We start from the raw sequence: 17,871 nt of genomic DNA on the forward strand, positions 1-17,871 counted from the left end.
TCGGGCGTGTAGCGAGGGCATCGGGTTTCGCTCCGTGACGATCATGTCCTTGTGGTCTGTGTCGTAAATTGGCGGGCTGGCCTGGGAGAGCCGGCAGTTTGGCTATGCGCCATCGGGTCCTGCTACGTTCAAATAAAAGTCAGCGGTCCCGTAAGGAGGCATGACCCGAACCACATAATGGATGAAAACGTTTCCCGACGGCTTTCGACCTTCTTTTGACGGACATTCTATAATTGTCTCAGAAAGGTCGTCACCTTATGAATACGCGATATCCGACCGGGCATAGTATAGAAGGTCGCGGCAACCAGTTGCCGCTTTTCATCAATACTGTCTTTGTCAAAAAAGCGGTCAGGATGCTGTGCTTTCCCCTGTGCTGCGTCATGGCCGACGGCTCGGCGCTCGCGTCGACGTCGAACACGACGTTCAGCGTGACGGCCAACGTCGTATCGAGTTGCCAGATTTCGGCAACCGCGCTGACGTTTGGAACCTATACGGGATCGCAAACGGACGCGACCTCGACGATCACGGCGACCTGCACCGATACCACCGCCTACACCATCGGCGTCAGCGCCGGATTGGGCACAGGGGCGACCGTGACGAGCCGGCGGATGAGCGGGCCGAGCGCCGACGTCCTCAGCTACGCGATCTATCGCGAGGCGTCGCGGACCACCATCTGGGGCACTACGATCGGTACGGACACCGTCGCGAGCACCGGCAACGGCACTGCGCAGGCGATTACCGTCTACGGTCGGCTTGCCGCCGGTCAGTTGCCCGTCCCCGGCGCCTATTCAGATACGCTCACCGCAACGATCACCTACTGATGGCCAAGGGACGCATCCACCGCACCGGACGGCGTCGTCCTCTGTCGCTGGTGAGCGGATATGGGATTGTCCTTGCGACCTCCATTGCTCCCCTCCGAGCACAGTCCCTGTCGGTAAGCCCGGTCACGCTCACGCTTGCCGCCGGACAACAGGCGACCAGCCTTACGGTCCGCAACGATGCCGCGGTCGAAACCGTGGTGCAGCTCCGCCCGTTTGCCTGGACGCAAGCGCCCGAGGATGTCCTTACACCTGCTGACGACGTGATCGTCAGCCCCCGGATCGTGACGATACCCCCGCATTCGAACCAGGTTTTTCGCCTCCTCGTGCGGCACAAGGCGACGTCCAGGGAACTGACGTACCGATTGCTCCTCGACCAGATCCCGCGCGCGTCCGAGCCGGGGACCGTGCGCATGGTTCTGCGCCTCTCCCTGCCGATCTTCGTCGACCCCGTCGCACCGGCGAACCCCGACGTTCGCTTCCGGCTTGCGTCCCGGCAAGGTGATCCGGTTCTCATGCTGGAAAATTCGGGAGCGCGCCACGCGCTGCTGCGCAACGTGGTGTTGCACGACAAGGACGGCGCCGCGATCGCGGTCAAGAACGAGGGATCACAATACCTTCTTGCGGGGGTTACCCGTGCGTTCGCGATCCAGGACACGAGCGTCCGATCCGCCCCGTATAACGGTTATCGACTGACGATGGAGAGCGGGAAGGGCCCCATCGTCGTCGCCCTCGCGCGGTAGCCGGGACGGGGACATGCGATGCGCGCGAAAGCCCTCCGATCGATATGTGAATGTCTTCTGCTGATCGGCCTCGCTGGACGCGCCGGTGCCGCTTCCGCGCAGACGCTGTTGGAGGTCTGGGTCAACGGGCGCCCGACCGGGAAAATCGGCGAGTTCGTTCTGCGCGGCGACCGACTGGCGGCAACGCCCCGGGAACTCGCCGAACTCGGCCTTTCCCCGCGGACCGCGTCCGACGAAGGGCTTGCGGACATCGTGCCCGACCGTGATTTCCAGTGGCACGTCGATCAGGCGACAGGCAGGCTCTATGTCATCGCCACCGAATGGCGTCTGGTCAGAAGAACGATTTCGGCCGCCCCCGATCCGGCCACGGCGCTCGCGGTGGAGAGCGGGACGGGGGCCACGCTGAACTACGATATGACGGTGACCGGCGACGCGCGCCGCCAGGCCCTTTCTGCGTTCCTCGATGCGCGCGTTTTCTCCGGCCATGGTGTTGCGTCCGGTCAGGCGTTGATGATCGCGGTCCGGACCGGGACGACCACGACCTATCGTACGACGAGGCTCGATGTCAGCTACACCCTATCACTGCCCGATCGGCTGCTGCGGCTCAGGTTGGGCGATTTCATCACGTCGGGCGCGGACTCGCAAAGGGCAGTCCGGCTCGGCGGCATCCAGTTTGGTTCGGACTTCGCGCTGCGTCCCGACCTGATCACGATGCCGCTTCCGGACTTTCGCGGAAACGCGCTCGTCCCCACGACCGCCGACATTCTGGTGAACGACACCTATGCGTCATCCTTGCCCGTCGGGGCGGGGCCGTTCGAGATCCGCAACGTGCCGGTGCAGACGGGTAGCGGGAACGTCTCGCTGAACCTCCACAATTCCCTGGGACAATCCGTCAGGACGACGGTGGCTTATTATGCGAGCAATGCTCTGCTGGCTCCCGGATTGCACACGTTCGTTCTCCAGCTTGGGGCGATCCGGCATCGATTTGGGAGCCAAAGCAATGCCTACGGCCAGATTGCGGCAAGCGGGAACTACCGCTGGGGGGTCTCGCCCCGCCTGACCGCGGCGGTCTATGCTGAAGCAACCCGCCGTGCGACGCTCGTCGGGGCAAACGTGTCGGCGAACCTGGCCGATCTGGCCATCGCCACGGGGGATTGCGCCGCGAGCAGCGGGCGCGACGGGATCGGCCTGCGCTGCGTTGCACAACTCGAGCATCGCGACGCCCTGTTGTCGATCAGGCTGTCGCATGGATTTGCCACCAGCGCTTTTCGCGACATCGCCGCAAGCGATAACTATCCGGCCATTCGCCAGCAGACCGACGCCAGCATCGCGCTGGCAATGGGGCGGGTCGGTACGGTGTCGCTCGGCTATACGGCGCTCGACCCGGCAGGCGACGGCGCCTGGCGAAGCCCGAAGCATGCCCCGGCGACGTTTGGGTACGGTTCGGCGGTCCGTCTGCTCTCGGTCAACTACAGCATCCAGCGGGGATCGGTGTCGATCTATGCAAACGCCTCGGCCGACACGACCGCGCGCGGCGGCCGCAGCATCATGGCCGGCCTATCTCTTCCCTTGGGAAGGCGGGATCAGGCAAGCGTCGATGCGCAGATGCAAGGCGGACGCTGGCAGGGCCAGATGCAGGCGGCGCGCGGCACGACCGAGGACGAGACATGGGGCTATCAAGCGGCAATCGGGCGCGGCGCAGTCGACAGCCAGTTTGTCGAAGTGCAGCATCGGTCGCGCGTCGGATGGCTCGCCGCCGGAATTGATCGCACCAACGGCTCGACGACGCTGCGGGCCCAGGCGCGCGGGTCTCTGTCTGCCGTGGATGGCTCGGTTTTCCTGTCGAACACGGTGAACGACAGCTTCGCGATCGTCGACACGCAGGGTTTGGCAGGTGTTCAGGTATTCCACGAAAACAGGGTCGCGGGCCGAACCGGTCGGTCGGGCAAGCTGATGGTTCCCGACCTGCGGTCGTTCCAGGTCAATCATCTTGCCATCGAGCCGACCGATCTGCCGCCCGACGCGGTGATCGCGACAGGGCAGCGCGATGTCCGACCGCAGGATCGGTCGGGTGTCGTGCTGCGGTTTCCGATCAAGCGACCACATGGCGCATTGCTCATCCTGGTCGACGCACGCGGCGAACCGGTTCCCCCGGGAAGCACCGTCACGCTGGATTCGTCGGGCGCGACGTTCCCGCTGGGCCTCGACGGGGAGACCTTCGTCGAGGAGCTCGATGAGCACGCGATCCTGGACGTCGCTCGCCCTGACGGCACGCGCTGCCGTGTCGGGCTTTCCCTTGCTGCGCAGGACCGGGGCCTCGCGCGGCTTGGTCCTTTTGTCTGTATCGAGATCGACCGATGATCGCCCGCGCCCTGTTCGCTGCGGTATGTCTCGGCATACCGGCGCAAGCGGCCGCCGGATGCGCGATTTCGGCAAGCGGGGTTGCGTTCGGGACCTACGATATGTCTGCCACGTCGGCAGACGACGCGACCGGCACGATCACGATCACCTGCTCGATACTCTCCGGTCTCGGTGGGTACACGATCGCGCTCAGCCCAGGCGGGGGCGGCAGCTATGCGGCGCGGCGCATGACCTCCGGGACGGCTACACTGCCCTATCAGCTTTACGCGGATCCCGCACGAACGCAGATCTGGGGCGACGGATCGGGCGGGAGCACCAGGGCGAATTCCATCGACGTCATTCCGTTGCTGGGCGGAAGTTCGACCTACCAACTTTATGGAAGAATCGCCGCCAGACTGTCGCCGCGCCCCGGGGCATATTCTGATACGATCGTCATCACGGTCAGCTATTGATCAATCCCGGGCCGACGTCCTCAGGCATCTCGCGGCAATATCCGATGAAGGGCGAAGACATGGGCGTCGAACGCCGTACGGCCCTTTCCGGTCATCGCCGTCCAGGTCCGCTGCCGACCGTCGCTGATCGCCTTGCGAACCGTGATGAGGCCTGCGTCGGCGAGCGCGGGCACGTCGACATTACGGAAACGCCGCCGCCATACCCCCGCGTCTCGCGGCCACTCCTGGTGCCTTGCCGTTGTTAATACGGCTAATCTTTGCCGAACGTAGAGATTTTGGAAACGTTACCCCCCGATAGGGTCGGCTATGGACAAGCGGTTGTACATCATCGAGCGTCATCATCGCAGGATGTCGGCCATCTTGCAGGATGCGCGCCCTCTTTTGTCCAGTCCGGCGGCCAGCGTCGATCATGCGGGACTTGGCTATCTTCGTAATGAGCTCGTCGACGCCCTGGTGAGCTACCGGCGTTTCGTTCAGGAGGACATTTGCCTCTCGCCGATCGGGGGTGGACCGGACGGCCGGTCGGACGCGACGGAGCTCAAGACGACCTGCGCCGAGATCGAGAGCGCGTACCAACGTTTCCGGGAGCGCTGGATCTATCGGCAGGTCCCGGACAATTGGAGCGAGTATCGTCTGAGCGCGCAAGTCATGATGAAACAGATCAAGACGGCGATCGACAAATCGGCGTCGCTGAAAACCAGGTGGTCGCTCTAACGATCGACGGCCGGTTGCAGTGCCGCTCTCGGGCGCTAGGCGGCGGGCGTGTCGCGCCCTGTGCCAGGATTCCCACCGTTTCCGCGCAACGTCGATGGACGGCAAAAAACGCCCATGCAAACCGTACTTTAGCCGCCCGTTAACCATCGCTGCCGTACCCCGGCAGGCGAGAGGTAGCTATGGCGCGGATCATTTACGTTGAAGATGACGACATCGTCGGGGATGTCATCAAACAGTGTCTGGCCGAAACGGGGCACACCGTCGGCGTGATCGATCACGGCACGCTGGCGTGCGAAACGATCGTCTTCAAGAAGCCCGACCTCATCCTGCTGGATTGCTCGCTGCCCGGCATGAGCGGCGTCGATATCCTGCGGCGAGTCCGGGCCATCCCGGAAATCTACCTCACCCCGATCATGATGCTGACGGCTGCGGCCGATCAGGCCAGCATCGATGCCGCGATGGAAGCGGGGGCAAACGCGTATCTCGTCAAGCCCGTCGACCTGGCAACGTTGGTCGACCGGGTAAACACCGTTCTGGCGACCACGCTGTACCGATCGAAGGTGTCGGAACGCGTCTCGCGCGTGGGCGAGCCGCCCGCCATCCCGACTCTCGCCGATGCAAAGGTGCAATCCGCATGATCGCAAAACATCTTGCCAGGCAGGCCCCGGTCGCGGTTTTGCTCGCCGCAGCGATCTTCGGGGCGATGGCCTATGCCAGCATTACCCTGACCCAGGACGTAAGCCGCGTCGCCGCGGTATGGTTCCCCAACGCGATCCTCGTCGCGATTTTGCTGCGCAAGGAAGAGCGGCTGGCTGGCGCTTATGTTCCGGCGGCGTTTCTGGCCAATGTCGTCGCAAACATGCTCGCCGGCGATGCGATCGGTCGGGCGGTTGGACTGAGCGGCATCAATGCGCTCGAGATCAGCGCGATCGTGTGGGGCATGCGACGTGCGGGCGTGGCCTGCCCGAACATGTCGAATTTGCGCGACCTGATCGCCTTCGGCGCGATCGGCGGTGTTGCCATGCCGCTGCTTGCGGGCGCTCTGGCACCCCTCGTGCTGGGTGCGTCGTCGGTCCATCAGGGTCTCACGATCTGGATCGCGTGGAGCATGACGGATGGGCTGGGCATGCTGATCGTTGCCCCGTCGATCATGATCATCGCCGGCGCCGTGCGCGTACCCCGATGGCCACCGCGTAGTCAGGCGATCGAGATCGCGACGATCGCGCTCATCGCGACGGCCTTTACGACCTATATCTTCTGGCAGAGCCGCTACCCGTTCCTGTTCCTCGATGCGCCGCTTGTCCTGCTGTGTGCGTTCCGGCTCGGCTCGATCGGTACCGCCTGCGCGCTTCTCGATATCGCGGTCATCGCGACGATCGCGACCGCTTCGGGGCACGGGCCGATCCATCTCGTCCGCGGCGGTCCCACCGACCAGATCATGGTGCTGCAGATCTTCCTCGCAAGCTGCTTCGTCATGGGCCTGCCGGTTGCGGCAAGCCTGCACGGCAAACGCCGCCTGCAAAATCAGCTCCAGCAGAGCGAGGAACGTTTTCGCCATATGACGGATTCCGCGCCGATCGGCGTGTTCCGGGCCGATGAACATGGCCAGCTCACCTACGTCAATCGTGTCTGGAGCGAAAAGGTCGGTTTGACGATCGAGGAGATGCTGGGCGACGGCTGGCGACGCGCGCTGAATACCGACGTCCCCTTTGAGGAAGACCCGACGTGGCGGGGGTTCAACAAGCCGGGGGACGTTCGCCGTCGGGTAACGTGTTTCCACGGAGCCGATGGCGCCGACCTGTGGATCGAGACCGTCAATGCCGCCGAATTCGATCAGGACGGAAAACTGTCGGGGTTCATTGGCGCGGCGCATGACGTGACCGAACAACGGCGCGTGAACGAACGTCTCTCCGCCAGCGAACGGCGCTTCCAAGCTCTGGCAAATCTTGCGCCTGCGGGGATTTTCCGCACCGATGCGTCGGGCGGCTGCAGTTATGTCAACGATTCCTGGCTTCAGACGACCGGCCTGAAGAATGGCGAATGGGAAAATTCGGGGTGGGTTCGCGCGCTGCATCCCGATGACCAGGACCGTGTGTTCGAGGGCTGGGCGCAGGCCGTGGCCGAGCAGCGCGACTATCGCGCCGACTTCCGCTGGATAAAGCCCGACGGGTCATGCTCCTGGGTCGATGTCATTGGTCGCCCCGAACATGACGTCGATGGTGCGGTGACGGGCTTTATCGGCGTTTCACTGGATATCACGGAGCGGCGGCACGCCGAACAAATCCTCGCGGAACGGGAGCAGCAACTGCGGATCCTCGCCAGCAACGCGACGGACGCGGTGTTGCGGATCTCGCTGACGGGCCAGTGTCTCTATGCCTCTCCTTCCGCGACGCGCCTGCTCGGGGTGCCTGCCGAACACCTTGTCGGCACCCAGATCCTGGCGCGTTTCCATCCCGAGGACGATGCAACGGTCCGCGACGCGTTCGCGGAGCTTGCGGCGGGTGCCATCAACCACCGCACGATCGCCTACCGCGCCCAATCGGCGGACGACCCCACCGGATATCGTTGGTTCGAAGCCCATTGCGGGCTGGTGCGCGACGAGGATCACGCACCCCGCGAGATCATTGCGTCGATCCGCGACGTCTCCGACAACAAGGCGCTGGAAGAAGATCTCAAGACCGCGCGCCAGCGCGCCGAGAGTGCGGCGAGTGCGAAGGCAGCCTTCCTCGCCAACATGAGCCATGAAATCCGCACGCCGATGAACGGCGTGCTGGGCTTTACCGAACTGCTCGGGATGACCGAACTTTCGGCCGAGCAGCGGCGCCACGTCGACCTGATCGCGGATTCGGGACGGTCGATGATGCGGCTGCTGAACGACATTCTCGACATATCGAAAATCGATTCGGGCCAGATGGAAATCGCGCACGAGCGCGTCGACCTTCGGCACAGTCTGAAAAGCGCGGCGCGGCTGATGGAACCGATCGCGCAGAGCAAGGGCGTCGCCATCCTCATCGACGTCTCAGACAGCATCCCGCAGGCGATGATGGGGGACCGGTTGCGGATCCGCCAGATCATGCTCAACCTGATCGGCAATGCGGTGAAATTCACCGAGCATGGCAAGATCGCGATCCGTGCCCGTTCGGAAGGGGCCGGGGCGCATGCGTCGCTCGTCATGGACGTCGAGGATTCGGGGATCGGTATTGCGGCCGACCGTTTGACCATGATCTTCGAACAATTTGCCCAGGCGGATTCGTCGACTGCGCGCAAATATGGCGGCACGGGGCTGGGGCTTGCGATCAGCAGCAATCTGGCACGGTTGATGGGCGGCACGATCACCGTTCGCAGCGTGGAAGGACGTGGCACGACCTTTACGGTCACTCTTCCCCTGGTGGCGGGCGATCCGGCAGCGGTGGCCGCCACGATAGCGACGAGCGAGGCCGCTGCGCCGACGGTCGTCGGCCAGGCGCGCGTTCTCATCGCCGAAGATCACGATATCAATCAGATGCTGATCCTGGCGCTGGCGGAAGCCGCCGACCTCGACGCGACGCTTGCGACCAACGGCGCGGAAGCGATCGCAAAGGTCGAGGAAGCGGCGCATTCGGGCAAGCCCTTCGACCTTGTCCTGATGGACGTCCAGATGCCGGTCATCGATGGGCTCGAAGCCACCCGACGGCTCCGCGCGGGCGGCTTCTCGGCGGAAATGCTGCCGATCGTGGCGCTGACCGCAAATGCCTATGTCGAGGATGTGCAGGCGTGTCACACCGCGGGCATGCAGGCGCATCTCGCCAAGCCAGTGCGTCTGCGCGACATTCAGGCGATCGTGACGAGGTTTTGTCGTGCAGACGGCGTGAGCGACGCCGCGACCGCCGCTCCCGATCCGATCGAACCGATGCCCGCAATGAAATCGGCGGCCGAACGCTATGCGGTCCGGCGCTTGCAGACGCTGGAAGCGATTGCCGAAGCGGCCCGAAGGAAGGCGCTCGATGGCGTCCTGGTGACGGACCTTGCATCGATGTTGCACAAGCTTGCGGGCAGCGCAGGGTTCTTCGGTGAAGCCGAGCTGGGACAGATCGCGGCGGAAGCCGAACGATCGCTGGTGACCGCAGCGCCCGACGACTGGACCCGGGTCGTCGCGGAAGTGTCGTCGACGTTGCAGCGCGCCGCGTAAGTGAACGATTGTATCAAGCCTATATTCCAGACCGTCAGGATCGAGCCCGGCAAGTAACAATTTCACGGGCCGGGTGAACTTTTGCGTCCCAAGAGCGTCGTTTCAGGGCCTGTCTACAGGGTCTGCATCAATTGCCGCACAGTGTCGGTTTTGGGAATTTTTGGAATGGGTAGGATCATCTTCGCCGACGATGACGACGTGGTCGCCGAAGTCGTGTGCGACGCCTTCATGGCCGCCGGCCATGCCGTCGGCTGGCTGAGCGACGGGCGCAGCGCGTATGAGGTGATCTGTCGGCGTCCCCCCGACCTCGTCATTCTCGACTGCAGCATGCCGGAAATGACGGGCGTTCAGATCGTGCGCGAGATGCGCAAGTCGGCCGCCTTGTGCGATATCCCGGTCCTGATGCTGACGGGACGCGTCGGGGACTCCGATGAGGGTATTGCGCGCTACGAGGGGGCCAACGACTACGTGAAGAAGCCGTTCGATCCTCGTCTCCTGGTGGCCCGAGCGGAAGCGCTGATGCGGGGCGAGCGGCGTTGGGACTGAACAACCCGCGCATCTGTTGCAGACGGGCCATTCGACATCGAGTGACGCGGATGTGGCAGACGGTTGCATCCTTGAGTGTCGCGGCCGCCTGGTAAGCGATGGAACGACGATATTGCGCGAGATGCAGGTCTGCAGCTGCGACGAATGCAGCCTTCACCCCATTCGTCCGGTGCCTCCAGAACGATCGAGCCTATCCAGACAGATTCCGTGACAAACGAAGGGTTGCCGCGATAGCGACAGGCACTTGCCCGTCGCGACGCTATCGATGCGTCGCAGGACTGCTCATCGGGGTCATGACCAGCAGCGAAACCCCCTGGCGGGGCAGCGTGAAGGTCAGTTCTGCATCCCGGCCATCCTTCGAAAGCCGGGCCGGATCCGTCTCGATGGAGGCGAGGGCACCCGCTTTCAGCAGAACTGCGCGTTGCGCGTCCGTCGGCGCAAGCGGCGACCCCATGTCCTTCCAAGCGGCGAAACTGTTCGAATGACGGGGGTCGATGCGATACTGGGTCAGCACCACCCCAGCCGAGAAGGGGCGCGGCAAGCGATGCAGCCGCAGTTTTACGCTGGCCGTCGGTCCGGCCTGGTCGTCGTCGTGATAGTGCCATACCAGAACAGCAAGCGACGCACCGTTCAGGGTGGCAATACTGCCGACGTCCGCCGCGCCGCGCACGCCGTCCCGCATCACGGTATCCAGCGCGGCTTGATGATCGGAGATGGCGGGCACATACTGCCCGTTCATTTTGGCGAACATTTTGAAGACGTTCATCACCGGCAGGTCGATCCCGTTCGAGGTCAGCTGCCGAAAACCGGCGAACGGCGGCTGGTCCTCAAACTCGAACGCCCAGGATAGGATCCCCTCGAGATCTAGGCCGCGACGCCCGGCGAGCGCCAGCAGGCGCGGGAACGACGCGGCGGTGTAGCTCGAATACATCGTGCCGTTGCGGTACGCATTGGCCGGCCCCTGACACGCGGCACAGCCTTCCGGGTCCGATTCGCCGATGATGATCGGCTTGGTGCGGAACGCCGGGTTGGCGGCGATCGCGGCGAATTCGTGGTCGGCTGCCTTGAGATGCGTGTTCAGCCCCATGCGGACGTGGCTGCCGTTCGCATCCGCGATCACCTCGGGTTTGCCCTTTGCATGGAAGGAGAGGAAGTCGGTGGGTGTTCCCGCGGCCTGGGCATGCGCCATGAACGCCGTCAGGAAATCGTCCCCCGCGCCGGCGCTGTCGGGTCCGCCGACGCGCGCCTCGGGCAACGCGCGTCTGACGCCGCGGACGGCGGCATCGTGCAGCCGGAAGAACTGGTCGCGCGTGCCGCCCCAATAATATTGCGGCAAATTGGCTTCGTTCCACGTCTCGAAATACCAGCTCGCCACATCGGCGCGGCCGTACCGCGCGATGCAGTGGAGCACCCATTGGTGGATCAGTTCCTCCCAGCGCGCATAGTCGCGCGGGGGATAGGCCCAGCCGGTCCGCAAGCTCCCGCTGCCCGGGCGCCAGTCATGCTGATACGGCAGCGGTCTGGTCGACAGGGCCTCGGGCATGAAACCCAGTTCGACATAGGGTTTGACGCCGCGCGCGCGGTAGGTGTCGAAGATCCGATCCACCACGGTCCAGTCGTAGACCGGACGGCCATCGCGGTCCTCGCTGTAGATGCCGGTGGATCCCCATTTGAGCGCCGGCGTGCCGTCGCCCGACGTCAGCAGGTTGTGGGTGCGGAAATAGACGTGGTCGGGGCTCAGCGCACCCAGGGTCGCCAGCGTGCTGCGCCCGTCCTTCATCGTGGCATAATTGGCTTCATCCGCACCGAAGAAGCGCCAGACCGGGTCCACCGGCCTCCCGGGATCGCCCGCATCGACGGCGATGGTCACGGGGAACGTATCGGCGGCAGGCCGGGGGTCGGCGCACGCCGGACCGGACACGGCAACGATCGCGGCACTGAGCGTCAGCAATCGTAACATGCTTCATCCTCTACCTATTCTTTCGGATGATGCGGATCCCGGCGGCTCTGCGCAAGCATGCGGTTGAAGCGATGCTGTCGTTTGCATGGAGTTCGTCAGGCGGCTGCCCTTGCACCCGGCAGTAGCCTTGGTACCGGTAACGTGCTTAAAATGGTGGAACACCCCTATGTCGCAACGAGGCAGGACCCAGCCTCAGTCGGGAGCTCCGCCATCAGCACTGCCAGCACCTTTGCTCACGCGACACTCGCAGCCACGGGCTGGATCGCGCTGTCTTTCGCGGCCCCCGTGCTGGCGCAAGCCCGGGACACGACCGCTCCGGCAGCACATGTCACCGCAGCGGACGTCACCGCGCAGATCGAGACGATGCGCAGGGCGTTGAAGCCCGGCCAGGGTTTTGCGTATCAGCCGATCCTGCGCGCAGGCGATGCGAGTGCGGCGATCGAATATTGGCGCAAGCCCGGCAAACCCGCGGTCCATCCCGATCAGGCCGAATATGTCGTCGTATTAGCGGGTGGCGGCACGATGATATCCGGTGGGACGATGGTCGATCCGGCCACGACGAACCCGTCGCTGTTCGAAGGTAGCCGGATCGTCGGGGGCACGACCCGGCAGTTGCGAACCGGCGACGTGTTCCTGATCGCCGCAGGCACCCCGCACTGGTTTGGCGTCACCGGGGAGCGGCTGGTGCTACTGGGTACGAAAATCCCGCAACACCGCGAATAGGCTGGTCCTGGTTTTCCTGTGTTTCAGCGCGGGCCGTGCCATCCCGCGGTCCCTCGAAGCAGACAGATCCTGGTTGAACGGAGACAAGCATGACGAGCGAAGTGTCACGGCGTGGAATGCTCGGACTGGGCGTGGGGGCAACGCTTGCGATCCCGGCAATGACGCGGGCGCAGCGGCCACTCCCGCCGCACCGCGAGCAGGATTCGGTCGGCGTCGCAGTCGTCGGACTCGGCAAGCTGAGCGAGGGGCAGATCCTGCCCGCGCTCAAGCGGACCAAGGGCGTTCATCTCGCAGCGCTCGTCAGCGGCGTGCCCGAAAAAGCGAAGAAATGGGCGACCGAGTTCGGGCTGCCCGACAGCGCGATCTATAGCTATCAGAATTTCGACACGATCGCGCGCGATCCCAAGGTTCAGATCGTCTACATCGTGCTCCCCAATGCAATGCACGCGGATTTTACGGTGCGCTCGTTCAAGGCGGGCAAGCACGTGTTGTGCGAAAAGCCGATGGCGGTCACGCTGGCCGAAGGGGAGCGGATGATCGCCGCGGGCAAGGCGGCGCAGAAGCATCTGATGATTGCCTACCGCTGCCTGTTCGAGCCGGTCAACGTCTCGGCCATGCAGATGATGCGCAAGGGCGTCGTCGGCGCGCCGAGGCTGATCAAGACGGTCATGGGCAAGCAGACCAGCCTGTCCGACCCGTCCGACGCCTGGCGGCTCGACATGGCGATGTCCGGGGGCGGGGCGCTCGCCGACATGGGGATCTACGGCATCAACGCCACGCGCTACCTGCTTGGCGAGGAGCCGACCGAAGTGCGCGCCTGGGCACGCACGGACCGGAACGACCCGCGCTTCAAGACGGTCGAGGACATGGTTGCCTGGCAGATGAAGTTCCCGTCCGGCGCGATCGGCGAAGGCTCGTCCTGTTTCTCGCAGCCCGGCACGATGGCGTGGCAGGCGATCGGCACCGAGCGCCGCCTGGTCGCCGATCCCGGCTGCTTCTACAATGGCAACGCGGTGCGGATCGTCGGCGGGAAGGACGATGACCAGCCACGCGTCGCCGAGATCGATCATTTCGGGAACGAGATGAACTGGTTCGCGGACGTCGTGCGCGGTCGCGCCCCCAACGTCGCACCGGGTGAGGAAGGGTTGCAGGACATGCGGATCATCCACGCGATCCTGCAGTCGGTCCGTGATGGCGGTGCCACGGTGAAAACAGGCTTCGGTTACAAGCGCGCCTACGATCCCGCGACTGTCGTGGGCATTCGGACAGCGATCTGATCTTCTGCCGGGGGGCGACGGCCTCCCCGCGGATGCGGAACGGTCGTCGTCCGCGCACCTTCGCGTCGTCAGGGTCTAGTGCTGCGGATCGGGCGCGCGGAAGGGGGAGCAGCAGGGTTTCCCCACCGCGTGAAACTCCATCAACTCGGCGCGCGTCCCGTCCGGATCGAGCAGGTTGAGCTGCCACTTGGCGTCCCGCCCGATCTTGGGAGTCTGGTCCTGCCCATCGAGGCGCTTGCCGTTCCACAGCAAGGTGTACGCCGCGCGCGCATCGGGAATCCCCAGCGCGAAGTGATTGAGCACCCCGAGGTTCGCCGCCGACATGCCTGCGGGTATTCCCTTCGTGTCGGGTGTCCCCACGACCATATATTCGATCCAGTCGCGCCCTTCCGGGAGTTGCAACGAGACCCATGTGGTATCGTCGTCGCGCATGCCGCCCTCCCAATACGGGCGGAGGCCCAGCACACCCTTGTAGAAACGATCCTCGTTGGCGCGGTTGTGGATGATGAAGCCGAAATGCATGATGTGGCTCGAGAGCGCATTGACGGGCACGTCCGGCAGCCGGGCAGGGGGCTGGAGGAACTGAACCATTGTGCCTTCGGGATCGGTCACGGAAAACCACCGGCTACCATCGGGCGCAGACGTCAGCCGTCCCGGGACCGCGACGCCTTGCGCGGCCAGATATGTGCGCATGGCCTCGGCGTTCGCCGTGGTGAACGCAACATGGGCCAGGCGGTTGATCGAGCGATTCCCCGAGGGAAGCGGCAGCACCTCGACGAACTGGGTCGCGGAGAAATAATAGCGCCCGCCCGCCGAGGCCTCGGGGTCCGGCATTTTGACCGCGCCCAGATCCTGGACATAGAACCGCTCGCTCTTGGAGAGGTCTTGGGCATAGATCGCGATATGCGAGACGCTCGCCAGCGGGGGGCGTGCCGGTCCCTTGGCTAGGCCTGGGGTCGTCGACAAGAACGCCGCAAGGATAGCCAGGCCGGTCGTACGTCGGGTCATCGGCGGCACCTCTCAGGCATGCAGGGATTGCATGCGACGCCGGATCCGTACCCCGACCATAGGGTTGTGCGAGGACCGGCGCCTTTTGGTCAATAGCTTCGGTGGCTTTGTCCTCTCGTCATGGCAGGGCGCTGGTTTTGAAGCGTTCAAGCCCGCGAACAGGTCCTCCGCGCCGCAACGTTGCACTGTGATCCGTTGATCAACATTCGACGACGTTGACCGCCAGCCCGCCCAGGCTCGTTTCCTTGTACTTCGAGCGCATGTCTTCCCCGGTCTGCCGCATCGTTTCGATGACCGCATCCAGACTGACGACGTGATTGCCGTCGCCGCGCATCGCGAGATACGCCGCATTGATCGCCTTGACTGCGCCCATCGTGTTGCGTTCGATGCACGGGATTTGCACCAGTCCCCCGATCGGATCGCAGGTCAGCCCGAGATTGTGCTCCATCCCGATCTCGGCGGCGTTCTCGATCTGGCGGTTGCTGCCGCCCAGCACCGCGGCAAGCGCGCCCGCAGCCATCGAACAGGCCACGCCGACCTCGCCCTGGCAGCCCATCTCCGCCGCGGAGATCGAGGCGCGCTTCTTATAGAGCATGCCGATCGCGGCGGCGGTGAGGAGAAACGTCCGCGCACCGTGTGCGGTCGCTCCCGTCACGAGCGTCTCGTAAAAGCGGAGCACGGCGGGCAGCACGCCCGCCGCGCCGTTGGTCGGCGCGGTCACCACGCGACCCCCTGCCGCATTTTCCTCGTTTACCGCGAGCGCCCACAGGCTGACCCATTCGAACACTTCGGCGGGATTGCTCCCGGGCCGCTCGCCCGTAAGGTCTGCCGCCAGCGCGCGGGCGCGTCGTCGCACCTTGAGGCCCCCCGGCAGCACGCCATCCTGCGCGATACCGCGATCGATGCAGGCGCTCATCGCGGCGCGAACAGCGTCGAGGAAGGCGTCGGTTTCCGCTGGCGCGCGCCAGGACTCCTCGTTGGTACGGACGATGTCGGCGATATGGAGGTTCGTCGCATCGCCGATCGTCAGCAGGTCGGCGCCGGACGAGAAGGGGTGCCGGACCGCGAGATTGGTCGCTGCGCAGGGTGCCCCCTTGCGCAGGATCGCACCGCCGCCGATCGAGAAATAGGTTTCGGTATGCGCGCTGCCGTCGGCACCGGTTGTGGTGAACGTCATGCCGTTGGGATGCTCGGGCAGGAATTCGCGCGGATGGAAGATGACGTCGTCTTCGGCGAAAGGGATTGCCGCAATCCCACCGAGCATCAGATAGCCGCTCGTGCGTATCCCGGCGAGGAATGCGGGGGCGGCGTCGGGATCGAGCCGTTCGGGCTCCCAGCCGGCGAGACCAAGGATCGTGGCCGTATCCGTTGCATGGCCGCGCCCGGTCAGCGCAAGCGAGCCGTACAGGTCGCACGTGACGCGTGTCGGCACCGCCTTGAGCGCCAGGGCGCGTTGCGCGAAATCGAACGCCGCGCGCATCGGTCCCACCGTATGGGAACTCGACGGTCCGATCCCGATGGTGAAGAGCTCAGCGACACTGATGGGGCGGTCGAGTGGAGTGAGAGCCAGATCGGGCAGCATGCGGTCCTTCCGCCGGTCCTGCCCGGCCGTGCATGCCCCTTCTGTCCCTTGTGCCTGAGATCGCTATCCCGTCGGCGGACGCGATACCTGCGTCACTCTCCAGATGTTGTACGTCGAGGGGTCCTTTTGCCTGAGAGTTTCCGGGGCGGTTGCTCCTTCGGCGCCGAGATGCCCCCGGTCTCTCCCACATCGACGCGCCGGGCTATCGGTCATCCGAGCGGTCGCGGTCAAGCCGGATTGGCCTTCAAGACGTTCTGATCGTACGAAGATTGCCGTTCCCTACGCCAACCTACCCGAAGCGCCGAGGTACGCCGCAGACGGAGCCGTGGCCCGCAAGACGGCGGTGAACGACCAGACCTGGCTGGCTTCGCCACGCGCGGGTCTGTCGGCAAGGTCGCACCGATTGCCATTGGCAGATGGCAACCGGCGCGAACAGTTGGGTCGCAAACGTGGCAATTAATGCTCACCACCGCTGAATAATTCGAGCCGTTTCAAAGCCAATACAGCACTACTACGTACCGCGAACGTCGCGCGATGCGGCACATGCCGTGCCCGGCGCATGGCCTCACCAATCTTCCCCCGTCAGCATGGCGATCTTGCTGAGGAGACAAATCAACTGCGGTTGCCGCGCGGTGCCGGTCTTGGCGAGCACGTTGGCAAGCTGGGTCCGCAGCGTCGGCATGCGGACGTTGGTCCGTTCGGCGATTTCCTGCAACGTCTCGCCCCCGGCCAGCGCGGATGCCAGCGTCGCTTCGGCCCTGGTCAGCCCGAAGGTCAGTTGCAGCAACGTTTCGGGAAGGTGGTGGCGTCGTTCCAGATCGACGATCGTGAGAGTCGCGGCGACGGTGCGTTGCTCGGTCCGTTCCGCGCGCAGGCGCAAGAGTATCGGAAGCTTGAACGGCCGTGGCTGTGTGAAGACCAGTGTCGTATGCGCACCCGCGAGCGGACTGGACTGGACGAGAGAAAGAACCTCGTCGACCCGCTGCCCGACCTGACGATTCCGGAACCGCAACGTGTCGTTCTCGATCGACAAGACGGTCTCTGCCAGCGTCCCCTGCACCGGTGGCCTGCGCAGCAGGCGCATCTGCTGATCGAACGAATATTTACCAATATCGGGAGTAGCCGATGGCTCTACCGGATCAGGCAGGAACATGATGTTCGAATGTTCTTGGCGAAATTCCAGTAAAGCTATCGACATGGTACGCCCTTTACACAACCGCGAAACCGAACATACCGTGCCGATTCCGTGTTTTAGGGGATATGTCGCGATGGAAGATTTCTTGTCGGACAGGTACGACTGCCGACCCCCATTACGGTCACTGTTACCCCAATCGAATGACATAGCATCCGGGGTTTACCAGCAATACAGTACTAATACGGCGTTAAGGATGCGCGCGACCGACTTTGGTACGTCATCGATTTGACGCACGAGAGCCGCGCGCGCGGGGCATTGATCGAGGACGAAACGCGCATCCCGGGGGCTGTCGGCAGCGGTCTCTACGCAAGCGTTATAATCACA

General features: G+C 64.2%; 15 protein-coding genes and 1 riboswitch. Of the genes, 10 read left to right on the forward strand and 5 right to left on the reverse strand.

Going from position 1 to position 17,871, the window contains the following annotated elements; genetic code table 11:
- The first annotated feature begins 380 nt into the window (after nucleotides 1-380).
- Genes RH91_RS09080 through RH91_RS09095 form a run of 4 tightly spaced genes read left to right on the forward strand, consistent with a single transcriptional unit; the run spans nucleotide 381 to nucleotide 4,374 of the window.
- Entirely contained in the window at nucleotides 381-821 is a 441-nt protein-coding gene (locus RH91_RS09080; protein WP_010162381.1) for a spore coat protein U domain-containing protein, read from the forward strand.
- Nucleotides 821-1,561 (forward strand): fimbrial biogenesis chaperone, encoded by a 741-nt coding sequence (locus RH91_RS09085; RefSeq protein WP_010162382.1) that lies wholly within the window; start codon nucleotides 821-823, stop codon nucleotides 1,559-1,561. The genes RH91_RS09080 and RH91_RS09085 overlap by 1 nt, the downstream gene beginning before the upstream one ends.
- Nucleotides 1,562-1,579: 18 nt before the next feature.
- A complete protein-coding gene (locus RH91_RS09090) occupies nucleotides 1,580-3,922 on the forward strand; it encodes a fimbria/pilus outer membrane usher protein (protein WP_010162383.1) in 2,343 nt (780 codons plus the stop codon).
- Nucleotides 3,919-4,374, forward strand: coding sequence for a Csu type fimbrial protein (locus RH91_RS09095; protein WP_010162384.1), 456 nt, complete (start codon nucleotides 3,919-3,921; stop codon nucleotides 4,372-4,374). Before RH91_RS09090 ends, RH91_RS09095 begins: the two co-directional genes overlap by 4 nt.
- Before the next feature lie 20 nt (nucleotides 4,375-4,394).
- Here RH91_RS09095 and RH91_RS21595 read toward each other — a convergent pair whose 3' ends face one another.
- Entirely contained in the window at nucleotides 4,395-4,547 is a 153-nt protein-coding gene (locus RH91_RS21595) for a transcriptional regulator (protein WP_010162385.1), read from the reverse strand.
- A gap of 133 nt (nucleotides 4,548-4,680) precedes the next feature.
- Here RH91_RS21595 and RH91_RS09100 point away from each other — a divergent pair, with 133 nt between their 5' ends.
- From RH91_RS09100 to RH91_RS09115, 4 genes are all read left to right on the forward strand, one after another.
- Entirely contained in the window at nucleotides 4,681-5,088 is a 408-nt protein-coding gene (locus RH91_RS09100; protein WP_010162386.1) for a hypothetical protein, read from the forward strand.
- Nucleotides 5,089-5,267: 179 nt separating this feature from the next.
- On the forward strand, nucleotides 5,268-5,726 hold the full coding sequence (locus RH91_RS09105; protein ID WP_010162387.1) for a response regulator: 459 nt from the start codon (nucleotides 5,268-5,270) through the stop codon (nucleotides 5,724-5,726).
- On the forward strand, nucleotides 5,723-9,256 hold the full coding sequence (locus RH91_RS21255; RefSeq protein ID WP_010162388.1) for a PAS domain S-box protein: 3,534 nt from the start codon (nucleotides 5,723-5,725) through the stop codon (nucleotides 9,254-9,256). The genes RH91_RS09105 and RH91_RS21255 overlap by 4 nt, the downstream gene beginning before the upstream one ends.
- 165 nt (nucleotides 9,257-9,421) lie before the next feature.
- Nucleotides 9,422-9,802 carry a response regulator transcription factor gene (locus RH91_RS09115; protein ID WP_010162389.1) on the forward strand — a complete coding sequence of 127 codons (381 nt, stop codon included), beginning with the start codon at nucleotides 9,422-9,424 and terminating at the stop codon, nucleotides 9,800-9,802.
- 259 nt (nucleotides 9,803-10,061) lie between these two features.
- On the opposite strand, the gene RH91_RS09120 is transcribed toward RH91_RS09115, so the two are convergent.
- A complete protein-coding gene (locus RH91_RS09120; protein WP_037478658.1) occupies nucleotides 10,062-11,762 on the reverse strand; it encodes a GH39 family glycosyl hydrolase in 1,701 nt (566 codons plus the stop codon).
- Between the two features lie 285 nt (nucleotides 11,763-12,047).
- Here RH91_RS09120 and RH91_RS09125 point away from each other — a divergent pair, with 285 nt between their 5' ends.
- Together RH91_RS09125 and RH91_RS09130 are read left to right on the forward strand one after the other, a co-directional pair.
- A complete protein-coding gene (locus RH91_RS09125; protein WP_010162392.1) occupies nucleotides 12,048-12,485 on the forward strand; it encodes a cupin domain-containing protein in 438 nt (145 codons plus the stop codon).
- A gap of 89 nt (nucleotides 12,486-12,574) precedes the next feature.
- Nucleotides 12,575-13,762 (forward strand): Gfo/Idh/MocA family protein, encoded by a 1,188-nt coding sequence (locus RH91_RS09130; protein WP_232283449.1) that lies wholly within the window; start codon nucleotides 12,575-12,577, stop codon nucleotides 13,760-13,762.
- 75 nt (nucleotides 13,763-13,837) lie between these two features.
- On the opposite strand, the gene RH91_RS09135 is transcribed toward RH91_RS09130, so the two are convergent.
- The 3 genes from RH91_RS09135 to RH91_RS09145 form a co-directional block, all read right to left on the reverse strand.
- Nucleotides 13,838-14,728, reverse strand: coding sequence for a VOC family protein (locus RH91_RS09135; RefSeq protein WP_232283450.1), 891 nt, complete (start codon nucleotides 14,726-14,728; stop codon nucleotides 13,838-13,840).
- Nucleotides 14,729-14,969: 241 nt separating this feature from the next.
- Nucleotides 14,970-16,352 carry an L-serine ammonia-lyase gene (locus tag RH91_RS09140; RefSeq protein ID WP_081469525.1) on the reverse strand — a complete coding sequence of 461 codons (1,383 nt, stop codon included), beginning with the start codon at nucleotides 16,350-16,352 and terminating at the stop codon, nucleotides 14,970-14,972.
- A 109-nt stretch (nucleotides 16,353-16,461) separates the two neighbouring features.
- A riboswitch (glycine riboswitch) is annotated at nucleotides 16,462-16,549 on the reverse strand.
- A 368-nt stretch (nucleotides 16,550-16,917) separates the two neighbouring features.
- Nucleotides 16,918-17,694 carry a helix-turn-helix transcriptional regulator gene (locus tag RH91_RS09145; RefSeq protein WP_232283451.1) on the reverse strand — a complete coding sequence of 259 codons (777 nt, stop codon included), beginning with the start codon at nucleotides 17,692-17,694 and terminating at the stop codon, nucleotides 16,918-16,920.
- Nucleotides 17,695-17,871: the final 177 nt, after the last annotated feature.

The organism is Sphingomonas sp. PAMC 26617 (assembly GCF_000242835.1).
Lineage (GTDB): Bacteria > Pseudomonadota > Alphaproteobacteria > Sphingomonadales > Sphingomonadaceae > Sphingomonas.

Coding starts and splice junctions, on each gene's coding strand:
- RH91_RS09080 (WP_010162381.1), top strand. CDS start 381: ATGGCCGACGGCTCGGCGCTCGCGTCGACGTCGAACACGACGTTCAGC.
- RH91_RS09085 (WP_010162382.1), top strand. CDS start 821: ATGGCCAAGGGACGCATCCACCGCACCGGACGGCGTCGTCCTCTGTCG.
- RH91_RS09090 (WP_010162383.1), top strand. CDS start 1,580: ATGCGCGCGAAAGCCCTCCGATCGATATGTGAATGTCTTCTGCTGATC.
- RH91_RS09095 (WP_010162384.1), top strand. CDS start 3,919: ATGATCGCCCGCGCCCTGTTCGCTGCGGTATGTCTCGGCATACCGGCG.
- RH91_RS09100 (WP_010162386.1), top strand. CDS start 4,681: ATGGACAAGCGGTTGTACATCATCGAGCGTCATCATCGCAGGATGTCG.
- RH91_RS09105 (WP_010162387.1), top strand. CDS start 5,268: ATGGCGCGGATCATTTACGTTGAAGATGACGACATCGTCGGGGATGTC.
- RH91_RS21255 (WP_010162388.1), top strand. CDS start 5,723: ATGATCGCAAAACATCTTGCCAGGCAGGCCCCGGTCGCGGTTTTGCTC.
- RH91_RS09115 (WP_010162389.1), top strand. CDS start 9,422: ATGGGTAGGATCATCTTCGCCGACGATGACGACGTGGTCGCCGAAGTC.
- RH91_RS09120 (WP_037478658.1), bottom strand. CDS start 11,762: ATGTTACGATTGCTGACGCTCAGTGCCGCGATCGTTGCCGTGTCCGGT.
- RH91_RS09130 (WP_232283449.1), top strand. CDS start 12,575: ATGACGAGCGAAGTGTCACGGCGTGGAATGCTCGGACTGGGCGTGGGG.
- RH91_RS09140 (WP_081469525.1), bottom strand. CDS start 16,352: ATGCTGCCCGATCTGGCTCTCACTCCACTCGACCGCCCCATCAGTGTC.
- RH91_RS09145 (WP_232283451.1), bottom strand. CDS start 17,694: ATGTCATTCGATTGGGGTAACAGTGACCGTAATGGGGGTCGGCAGTCG.